The 9,865-nt window shown below is 58.7% G+C and carries 8 protein-coding genes and 1 pseudogene; 5 read left to right on the plus strand and 4 right to left on the minus strand.

The features are described 5' to 3' along the window. Positions 1 to 121, minus strand: a pseudogene (locus Q7T06_RS12290) (orotate phosphoribosyltransferase); the annotation flags it as partial. Between the two features lie 231 nt (positions 122 to 352). On the opposite strand from Q7T06_RS12290, the gene Q7T06_RS12295 reads away from it, so the two are divergent. The 3 genes from Q7T06_RS12295 (at position 353) to Q7T06_RS12305 (ending at position 4,597) form a co-directional block, all read left to right on the plus strand. Further along, entirely contained in the window at positions 353 to 1,132 is a 780-nt protein-coding gene (locus tag Q7T06_RS12295; protein WP_304785090.1) for an exodeoxyribonuclease III, read from the plus strand. A 197-nt stretch (positions 1,133 to 1,329) separates the two neighbouring features. Beyond that, a complete protein-coding gene (locus Q7T06_RS12300) occupies positions 1,330 to 3,294 on the plus strand; it encodes a PhoX family phosphatase (RefSeq protein ID WP_304785093.1) in 1,965 nt (654 codons plus the stop codon). Positions 3,295 to 3,442: 148 nt separating this feature from the next. Further along, complete coding sequence (locus Q7T06_RS12305; protein WP_304785095.1) at positions 3,443 to 4,597, plus strand: MFS transporter; 1,155 nt, start codon at positions 3,443 to 3,445, stop codon at positions 4,595 to 4,597. Positions 4,598 to 4,644: 47 nt separating this feature from the next. On the opposite strand, the gene Q7T06_RS12310 is transcribed toward Q7T06_RS12305, so the two are convergent. The 3 genes from Q7T06_RS12310 to Q7T06_RS12320 are packed head-to-tail and all read right to left on the minus strand — an operon-like array spanning position 4,645 to position 7,533. Further along, on the minus strand, positions 4,645 to 5,829 hold the full coding sequence (locus tag Q7T06_RS12310) for a putative sulfate/molybdate transporter (RefSeq protein ID WP_304785097.1): 1,185 nt from the start codon (positions 5,827 to 5,829) through the stop codon (positions 4,645 to 4,647). Positions 5,830 to 5,860: 31 nt separating this feature from the next. After that, positions 5,861 to 6,889 carry a DUF6352 family protein gene (locus Q7T06_RS12315; RefSeq protein WP_304785099.1) on the minus strand — a complete coding sequence of 343 codons (1,029 nt, stop codon included), beginning with the start codon at positions 6,887 to 6,889 and terminating at the stop codon, positions 5,861 to 5,863. After that, positions 6,889 to 7,533, minus strand: coding sequence for an SAM-dependent methyltransferase (locus Q7T06_RS12320; RefSeq protein ID WP_304785101.1), 645 nt, complete (start codon positions 7,531 to 7,533; stop codon positions 6,889 to 6,891). Before Q7T06_RS12320 ends, Q7T06_RS12315 begins: the two co-directional genes overlap by 1 nt. Before the next feature lie 205 nt (positions 7,534 to 7,738). Here Q7T06_RS12320 and Q7T06_RS12325 point away from each other — a divergent pair, with 205 nt between their 5' ends. Continuing rightward, positions 7,739 to 8,707, plus strand: coding sequence for a chemotaxis protein (locus Q7T06_RS12325; RefSeq protein ID WP_304785105.1), 969 nt, complete (start codon positions 7,739 to 7,741; stop codon positions 8,705 to 8,707). A gap of 190 nt (positions 8,708 to 8,897) precedes the next feature. Further along, positions 8,898 to 9,865, plus strand: a 968-nt coding sequence (locus Q7T06_RS12330) for an AmpG family muropeptide MFS transporter (RefSeq protein WP_304785103.1), incomplete at its 3' end; no start/stop codon positions are given.

A 9,865-nucleotide genomic window follows, 5' to 3' on the forward strand; every position in this document is an offset into this window, starting at 1 on the left:
TGAACAGGCCCGCATTGAAAAAGTAGGGTGAGGTGCGACCTGCCTTGGTGACAAATTCACCGAAGCGCAGGACGCCGGTCTCTACCGAAAATTTGATGAATTCTTGCCGTAAATTGTTCAAGACGACTCCATAACGGATAAAAGTGACGAAATTTGTCGCTATTTGCTCGACTAAAGCCACATTTTAAATCGTTATCGGATACGCATGAACGTAAATGCAAAGGGCGTGCCCGCCTGGCGGCAGGAACAGCACTGTAGATTTTTTGACAAGCGGCTCGGGATGGCGAGCCGGGACAAGACCCGCCGCATCGAATCGGTTATCCTGAGCGCTTCATTTTTTTAAACGATACTCATGTTGAAAGTTATTTCTGCCAATTTGAATGGCATACGCTCGGCTGCCAAAAAAGGTTTTTTTCCCTGGATGGCAAAGCAGGCGGCTGATTTTGTCTGCGTGCAGGAATTGAAGGCGCAGGCAGCGGACATGACGCCCGAATTCCTGACGCCGGAAGGTTATTACGGCTATTTCCACTACGCGGAAAAAAAGGGCTATTCGGGCGCCGGCGTGTATTGCAAGACGCTGCCCGATGCAGTCCAGATCGGCTTCGGCAATGAAGAGTTCGATGCGGAAGGGCGCTATGTGCAATGCGACTTTGGCAATCTGAGCGTGATCTCGGTTTACTGCCCGTCCGGCTCATCCGGCGAAGAACGGCAACAGGCAAAATTCCGCTTCATGGATCTGTTCCTGCCGCATCTGCTGGAATTGAAAAACCTGGGGCGCGAATTTGTCATCTGCGGCGACTGGAATATTGCGCACCAGGAAATCGACCTGAAAAACTACAAGGGCAACCGCAAGAATTCCGGTTTCCTGCCGGAAGAGCGCGCCTGGCTATCGCGTGTATTCGACGAAGTGCAACTGGTCGATGTCTACCGCCGCCTGCATCCGGAAACGACTGACGAGGCTTACACCTGGTGGAGCAATCGCGGCCAGGCCTGGGCCAAGAACGTGGGCTGGCGCATCGATTACCAGGTGGCGACACCGGCTTTCGCCGCCACGGCGCAAACCGCTGCCATCTACAAGGATGAGCGCTTCAGCGACCATGCGCCGCTGAGCATCGCTTACGACTGGAAGTAAACAGCGCTGCTGCGGGGCGAGCGGCATATATTGCCCGGCCCGCAGGCGACCTCCATCCGCGACACACGATGACGGCTTTTTCACGAAGCCGTCATAAAGCCTTCCTATACTTCCTTGCACGCGGGGATCGCACGACATATTCCATTTCAGGCTTGCGGCCACCGGCGCATCGCAACTCACCTTTTCCTGGAAAAAACATGTCCGATCCCGCACAGCTATCCCGCCGCCACATACTCAAATTTCTCGCCAGCGCGCCTTTGCTGCCGCTGGGCGCATCGTCTGCCTTGCTCAGCGCCTGCGGCGTCCCGGCAAAAAAATCCGCGCTGGCAGAATACGTGGCCACCACTTTCACCGGCATGGCAGCGCCAACGCTGGCACATGCTGCAGCAATGGCCACCACAGCCGTCGGCGCCACGCTGAACGTCCATTACAGCGATCGCTCGACACAACATTACAAGCTCGCCTATCAAGCCTTCTTCATCACCGGCCAGCAAGTGCCGGACGGCAAAGGCGACACGGTATTGAGCGGCGGCTATGTCGACATCCGTAACCAGCCGATCATCGACCGTTCCATTGCGGGCAAGGAGCGGCAATTCTTTTCCGATGCGCCGGACGGCACATCGTTGCTCGCATTGCCGAATCCGGCAGTCGATGGCATCAAGGGCAAGGCGGTGTTCGCCGTGGTCCAGTTTGAATACACGACGCGCGACCAGCTAGGCGCAGCCAGCGACAGGAAAAATGCCTACGGCACTTTGCCTTCGCCGATTGCAGTGCTGACGCTGGATCAGGACCAGCGCACCGGCAAGCTCAGCCTGGTCAAGTATCACAACGTCGATATCTCGGCGGCGCACGGTTTGTGGATCACTTGCGGCTCCAGCCTGTCGCCGTGGAACACGCATCTGTCGAGCGAAGAATACGAACCGGATGCGCAATTCATCGAAGATAATGCCCTCTTCAAAAAATTCAGCAAGAATCTGTTTGGCGACGAGGCCAGGGCCAACCCGTATCACTACGGCCATTTGCCGGAAGTCACCGTCAAGCCGGATGGCAGCGGCACGATCAGGAAGCACTATTGCATGGGCCGCATCTCGCACGAGCTGATCCAGGTAATGCCGGACCATCGCACCGTCTTGATGGGCGACGATTACATCAACGGCGGCCTATTCATGTTCGTCGCCGATAGAGCGCAGGATTTGTCGGCCGGCACCTTGTATGTAGCCAGAGTGGGGACCGGTTTTTCAGTCGATCCAGCCGCACCCGGCGCGGCGCTGAGCTGGATCAGGCTGGGTCACGCCACCAGCGCAGAAATCGAAAAGCTGGCCGATACCTTGCGGCCCGCCGACATCATGAGCAGCCTCAAGAGCGATCCGGCCGATACCAGCTACACGCAGGTATTCGTCGATGGCAAGGCTAACTGGATCAAGCTGAAGCCGGGCATGGAAAAAGCCGCCGCCTTCCTCGAAACACATCGCTACGCGAACCTGGTCGGCGCCAGCATGGGCTTTACCAAGATGGAAGGCACGACCGTCAACATCAAGGACAAGATCGCCTATTCGGCGCTGCAGAATATCCAGCACTCGATGGTGAAAAACGATATGGGGTGGCGCGCGGCTAACGGCATTAGCGTCGACCAGGCGATCGTCGCCGGCGGCGTGTTTGCGCATGATCTGAGCGGCGGCCAGCAAGATACCGGCGGCGCAGCCATCCAGAGTGAGTGGGTACCGGTCAAGACGCGCGCCTTGCTGATGGGCGAAGACATCCCCGCCGATGCATTAGGCAACCTGGCCAACCCGGACCGTATCGCCAATCCGGACAATCTGAAATTTTCGGAAAAAATGCGCACGCTGTTCATAGGCGAAGACAGCAGCACCCACGTCAATAACTTCCTGTGGGCGTACAACGTCGACAGCAAGAAACTCTCGCGCATCATGTCTATGCCGGCCGGCGCTGAAGCGACCGGCTTGCATGTGGCCGACGACATCAATGGCTGGACTTACATCACCAGCAATTTCCAGCATGCCGGCGACTGGAGCGGCAAGCTGCATGGCAAGGTGAAAGCCACGCTGGATCCCTTGATCAAGGCAAACTATAACGATCGCTTCGGCGCCGCCGTCGGCTACCTGACGGCCGACCCGGTACAGATGAAATTGTCGCAAGCCTGATGCCCTTTAAAATCTGATCGCGGCTATTCTAAGGACGGGAGCGCTGATGCAGCCGCTCCCGTCTTTTTTGCATCGCGCCGCGCGCAGGCCTGCCGAACACCCTACAATTCAGCATTGCGCCAGTTCGCCGCACTCGCACCCAGCTTCCATGTCTACCGTATCCCTGTTGTCCACACCATCACGCCTGACTCGCTTCCAGTCCGGCGCCACCCCTTTCCTGTTCATCTTGCTGGGCGTAATCTATGCGTCGTGGGCGGCGCGCATTCCAGCCATACGCGATGCGCTGCAATTGAGCCCGTCACAACTCGGCATGGTCTTGCTGGGCGGCGGCTTCGGCGCAGTCGGATCGTTTCCACTGGCCGCGTGGCTGGTGGGCAAATTCGGTGGACGGCGCGCGGCCTGGTATGCGGGACTCGGATTGATCGTGGTGCTGCCAGCCCTTGCGCTGGCGCCGGACATGCTGTGGCTGACCATCGTCGCGGTCGGCCTGGGAGCGGCTTCCGGCTGCTTCGACGTCGCCATCAATGCGCTCGGCACGGCCGATGAAAAAGCGGCAGGGCGTTCCACGATGTCGCTGCTGCACGCATGGTTCAGTGTCGGTGCGGTCAGCGGTGCCTTGCTCGGCAGCGCGATGGCAGGCTTTGCAATTACGCCGCTCATGCATTTCGGGATAGCCTCCATCCTGCTGCTGCTGCCGCTGTACATCGCTTATCAGGCGCTGCCGCCGGACCAGATAGAGCAGACAGGAAACCGGACTTACTTCGCGATCGCGCACGGCCCACTGGTTGCGCTCGGCATCATAGGATTTTGCGGCGCAGTGGCGGAAGGCTCGATCGCCGACTGGAGCGGCGTCTTCATGAAGGACCAGATGGCCGCGCACGACGGCGTTGCGCCGCTGGCCTACGCTGCCTTTGCCGCCCTGATGCTGCTGGCGCGCCTGGTATGCGACCGCATGAAAGACCGCTTTGGTGCCCGCCGCATTGTCGCCTTTGGTGCAGCGTTGGCCGCAGGCGGCATCTTCATTGCGATTACCGCCTTGAACATCCCGCTCACCATCGCCGGCTTTGCCATCGCCGGCGCCGGCTTTGCCGCTGTCTTTCCCTTTGTCTTCAGTGCAGCGGGACGACATGGTTCGACTGCATTGGCGGCAGTCGCAACCTTCAGTTACAGCGGCGGCTTGATAGGCCCGCCTGTGATCGGCTTCCTGGCGCAAGGCTGGGGCATGCAGGCGGCAATCGGTTTGATAGGCGTGATGGCGATCGCGATCGCGGTCGTCGCCAGCCGTGCGCGCTGGCTCGAGTGATGCAGTAAGAGTGACGGATTAAGAGTTTAGTAGTAATCAAGGCGGGATTACATCTTCAGCCAGCCGCGCTGCTGTGCATGATGCAGGGCGATCCCGACGATGAAGCCGGCGCCTACATTCCAGATGCATAGCGCGGCGGTCAGCAAGACGACTGCGCGCGCGCCGCGTGCCGCAGGGAAGGCGCTGCTGCCCAGCGCCAGTTGCGCACCGGTCAGGAACAGGATCACGCCGAGCACCGCAGCCGGGAAAAGCTTGAACAGCAAATCGACCGAGCCACTGAAGAAAAAAGCCAGCACCAGCAACACGCAGCCGAGAATCACGACCGAGCCGCCGGTACGGGCGCCAAACGCGACATGCGCGGCCATGCCGCCTGCGCCGTGACACATCGGTACGCCACCCACTGCGGCGCTGAACAGATTCATGATGCCGGTGGAAATCGATACGCCGCCTTCCGTCACGCGGCGATGCGGGAACAGGCGATTGTTTTCTTCCTTGATCGCGATCACTGCATTGCCCAGCGTTAGCGGAAGCTGTGGCAATGCCAGCAGCACGGCGCCGATAAAGAATTGATTCCACGACAGCTCGCCCAATGCAAATACAGGCGCATGAAAGGCGATGCCGGTTTTTGACAATGCATCCAGCAATGCAGGATTCTGCACCGCACCGACCGCTGCGCCAAAGGCGAGCAAGACAAACATCGCCGGCACGGTCCGATTGCCCATCAACAGCAGGGTGCCGCTGCCGGCCACGACGGCAATCAACCAGTCGGTCTGCATCATCTTCACGCCTTGCAGCATGAAACCGAAACCAAGGCCGAATACGATGCCGATCACGACTGCAGGCGGCACCAGTTTTGCCAGCCGCGAAGCCAGCCCGGTGAGGCCGAGAAATAACCACGCGGCACCAGTGACCAGTGCCGCGCTGTAGACGGCAGCCGGCGTGATGATCGCCGTCTGCACAGCCTGGATCGCCGCGACGGCGCCTATGGCTTTCATAGGCTGCACCGGGAATGGCGTCTTGTAATACAGGCCGCAGACCAGCATCGCGGTGCCGAACGCGAACAGCACGCCGAACGGATCCATCTTCAACACGCCTATGTAGGCGGCGACAAACGGAATCAGCGTACCCAGATCGCCGAAGGCGCCGGCCCATTCCATGCGGTCGTAGCGATTGCCGTCTGGCGCTGGTTTTTCAGCTTCCGCTGCAGAAGCGGAGATGCGGGGCGGATTCACGATATTGTTGTAATCGATGAGCAGGCGAACTTCAGGATATCGAGGCCAACGGCAGGTTCAGCAACAGGTTTTGCGGCTTGACGCGCAATAGGTCGGCCTCGTTCATCGCACACGCCAGATAGACCGGGCGACCTGCCACATCGTGGCGTACCACCGATGGATCGACAAAATCGAGCTGGAACAGCGACAGGATGCGGCGGTTGCGCGCCTCTTCCAGTTCCACCCCGGCATACAGGTCATTCAGGATGCCGCTCGCCTCTGCATCGAGTCCTATATGCCAGGCCCAGTGTTTGGCTTCGATAGAGCGCAAGGGCCGGACCACCACGGCGACGCCGTAAAAATGATCTACCCATTTTTCAATCACGCGGCAAAAAGCTGTCAATGCAGCGCGGCCATAGGCAAAGCTGATCACGGTATCGTGCCGTTCATTGCGCGCCCAGTAGGTATCAGCGTTTTCCTGATCGATCACATCAAGTTCGACGCGGCGCGGCTTGGTATTGGCTTCGATCAGCAAGCGACCTATATCGCCATAGTTGCCGCCGCTGGCGTGCAATTCGACCGTCGCGGCATCGGCCAGCATCACCGCACCATCTTCTATCGCGACTTTTTGCGGACGGAAAAACAATTCGGCCGCGCGTACCTGCAACGGCTCTTCGCTGTCTGCCAGCATCCCATGCACGATCATCTGCGCCAGCTGGTCGATGAAGGCTGGCGGCACCGTCACCGCACCGGCGCGGAAGATATCGAGATAAGCAGCTTCCAGCGTGGGCGCAGTCAGCAGGCGATCGCGCCATCCCAGCAGCACGCGATAGTTGTCGCGCGCATCGTCATCCTGCAGGGACGCAAGCTCGGCTTCAGTTACCGCACGGCGCGGCGCATCCAGCAAGGCCGCATGCAAGGCGCATTCGTTCGCGCAGGATTCAGCGATAGGCGCCACTTCGGGCCGGTGCCACCATGCGCGCAACAAATCGTCGCTCACTAGCAGGCGGCCGTCAGCATCGCGTTGCGTCAATGTAAAACCGGAGTGCGGCCAGAACCCGTTGCTGCCAGGCGCCGCCATTATTTGAAAAACCTTTTTTCGCCAGTCTTCAGGTCGAGCGCATAGCGCACGCCATTCTCGGTAATCGGCATGTCGTCCGGCGGCTCGTCGCCCGCCAGTACGCCATAGGTCACCGGCAAGCCTTCGCCCTTGCGTATCAATTCATCGGCGCGCTCATAGACATTCAGGCAACCGGTCTCGGCCATCAGCGATTGCACGATAGGGACTTTCCAGGCATCGACACCGGCCGACTGGAATTCGCAAATCAGGAAGCCGTTACGCTCGCCGTACCAGTCGACCACCAGCCCCGACAAGCCATCTTCATCGCCTATGACCAGCGGCAAGCGTTTGGCGGCGCCTATCCGTTTGCCTTTGGCCGCTTCGATGCGCTTGTGCACTGCGGTTTTGACGCGGCGCTTGATCAAGGCATGATCGATAGGCTCGTTCGGATCGAAGCTCCAGACGCGCGCGCGTATCTGCGACTTCGGCGCATGGGCGGCGCGCGCGAGGAATTTCCCCGAAGAAGAATGCACCAGCGCAGTGGCGCCGGATTTCATTCGTTCTGCCGGTTTGCCGTCGACGCGCTCTACCGCCGAGGCATAGATCCACGGCTGGCCTTCGAGCAGGCTTTTTTCCTTGCCCTGTTTGATAGTGATAATTAGCATAAAAATAAGTTTACAGTGATGCGCAATGATGGCGGCGCGGATAGAAGACGCCATGATAAACCGCAATGCACAGGTTTCAAGATTTAACCTTTGTTTGGCATTTTTGGGCGCAGAATGGGGTTTGCACTGCGGACAGGATTTCCCTGCCGACAGATGACCAGGCATCACGATGAAAATCGGAGCCAATAAAAATAGTGGGGACATGATGGACGCTGCACAAATTGAAATTGACGAACGTTCCAGCCTGGCTGCGAATAACAAATTTGAACTGATGCTGTTTCGCCTCGGCGTTTCCGCCGGCTCTGACCAGAATGAAGTCTATGGCATCAATGTATTCAAGCTGCGCGAGTTGATGGCCATGCCGACAGTCAATTCAATCGCCAATTCGCCGCCGCATGTGCTGGGCATGGCCAATATCCGGGGGCAGCTGATCCCTGTCATCGATTTGCCCGCCGTACTCGGGCGCACACCAGCGACCGGTTTGAACATCCTGATGGTGACCGAGTTTGCACGAACAATACAGGCATTTGCAGTAGAGGAAGTCGATGAAATCGTGCGCCTGAACTGGAGCCAGGTGCGCGCAGCCGAAGGCGCTGCTGCCGGCGGCGGCACCATCACCAGCATCGCGCAACTCGATGCGGATTTGAACAACACGCGCCTGGCACAAGTGCTGGATGTGGAACAAATCCTGCGCAATGTCATGCCATCCAGCACACCGGATATCGATCCCGACACAATAGACAGCACAACCAGACTGCAGCCGGGTGCGGTGATACTTGCCGCTGACGATTCGGCGTCGGCACGCATGTTGATCAGCGGCTGCCTGGATGCAATGGGCCTGCCCTTCGTGATGGCCAAAACCGGTCTGGAAGCATGGAATATGCTGGCTGAATTAAGCAACGCTGCCGGCAAGGAAGGGAAAAGCGCGGATGAAAAAGTCGCACTGGTCCTGACCGATCTGGAAATGCCGGAGATGGATGGCTTCACGCTGACCAAGAAGATCAAGGGCGATCCGCGCTTCAGCAAAATCCCTGTCGTCATACATTCGTCGCTATCCGGCGCAACAAATGAAGTCCATGTCAAAAGCGTGGGAGCCGATGCCTATACTGCCAAATTCAAGGCGGAAGAACTGGCCGCGACCCTGCTCGACGTTCTGGCCAAGGCGCGCAGATAAGACTGCAAACCGCGCATTTCCTGCCTGACGGTGATGGACAAATGTCCATCACCGCAATCCAGCCTGCATCAAATCTGTTCACTTCCCGCGCATGCTCGCTACGCTGCGACTTGCTGCACGGGCGCTCTTGTGTCAGCATCTCTCCCTGCTGAGCAGCCGTCAGCCAGCCCACTCAATCAAGGTAAGCAGAATGATTTTTCGCAACAGCGGCGTACAGCTGCGCTCATGGTCGGACACGCTCAAGGTCTACCGCGAACCCGCTACCTTGCGCATGCTGCTGCTGGGATTTTCCGCCGGCCTGCCACTGATGCTGGTGCTGGGCACGCTCAGCTTCTGGCTGCGTGAAGCCGGCATAGACCGCAGCACCATCGGCTATCTGAGCTGGGTCGGCCTGGCCTATGCATTCAAATGGATGTGGGCGCCACTGGTCGATCGCATGCCGATTCCCTTTCTGACGCGCTGGCTGGGACGGCGGCGCAGCTGGCTGCTGCTCTCGCAGGGCGCCATCATCGCCGGCTTGATCGGCATGGCGCTCAACGATCCGCATCTGGCGCTGCAACCAGTCGTGTGGTGCGCGCTGGCAGTCGCCTTCGGCTCGGCGACGCAGGATATTGCACTGGACGCCTTCCGCATCGAATCGGCAGACACAGACCGACAGGCGGCGCTGGCCGCCGGTTACCAGACCGGCTATCGGCTGGCGATGATCTGGGCCGGCGCTGGCGTGTTATGGATAGCGGCGCGGGCCGAGATAGTCGATGGCGGTAGTTATCAAGCCGGCGCCTGGCATGTCGCCTATCTGGCGATGGCGGCATCGATGTCCGTCGGCGTGCTGACCGTGCTGTTTTCCAGTGAACCGATACGTCCCCCATTGCCGCCAGCCAGGAACGCTGCGGCCTGGCTCGACGATGTGATGATAGGTCCCTTCCGTGATTTCATCACACGTTATCGCTGGCAAGCCGTGCTGATACTGGCGCTGATCGCGATCTATCGGATCAGTGATGTGGTAATGGGCATCATGGCCAATCCGTTTTACGTTTTTATGTGTTTGAGGAATTATGAAGTTGATGGGTTTTTTAATGTATTCTGGGTCGTGTTGAGTTTGCTTGGTGATTTCATAGGAGTGGAGTTATCTTTGTGCTTCTGGATTATTCTCATTCT

Source organism: Herminiimonas sp. (genome assembly GCF_030645555.1).
Classification (GTDB): Bacteria; Pseudomonadota; Gammaproteobacteria; order Burkholderiales; family Burkholderiaceae_D; genus Oxalicibacterium.

Coding starts and splice junctions, on each gene's coding strand:
- Q7T06_RS12295 (WP_304785090.1), top strand. CDS start 353: ATGTTGAAAGTTATTTCTGCCAATTTGAATGGCATACGCTCGGCTGCC.
- Q7T06_RS12300 (WP_304785093.1), top strand. CDS start 1,330: ATGTCCGATCCCGCACAGCTATCCCGCCGCCACATACTCAAATTTCTC.
- Q7T06_RS12305 (WP_304785095.1), top strand. CDS start 3,443: ATGTCTACCGTATCCCTGTTGTCCACACCATCACGCCTGACTCGCTTC.
- Q7T06_RS12315 (WP_304785099.1), bottom strand. CDS start 6,889: ATGGCGGCGCCTGGCAGCAACGGGTTCTGGCCGCACTCCGGTTTTACA.
- Q7T06_RS12320 (WP_304785101.1), bottom strand. CDS start 7,533: ATGCTAATTATCACTATCAAACAGGGCAAGGAAAAAAGCCTGCTCGAA.
- Q7T06_RS12325 (WP_304785105.1), top strand. CDS start 7,739: ATGGACGCTGCACAAATTGAAATTGACGAACGTTCCAGCCTGGCTGCG.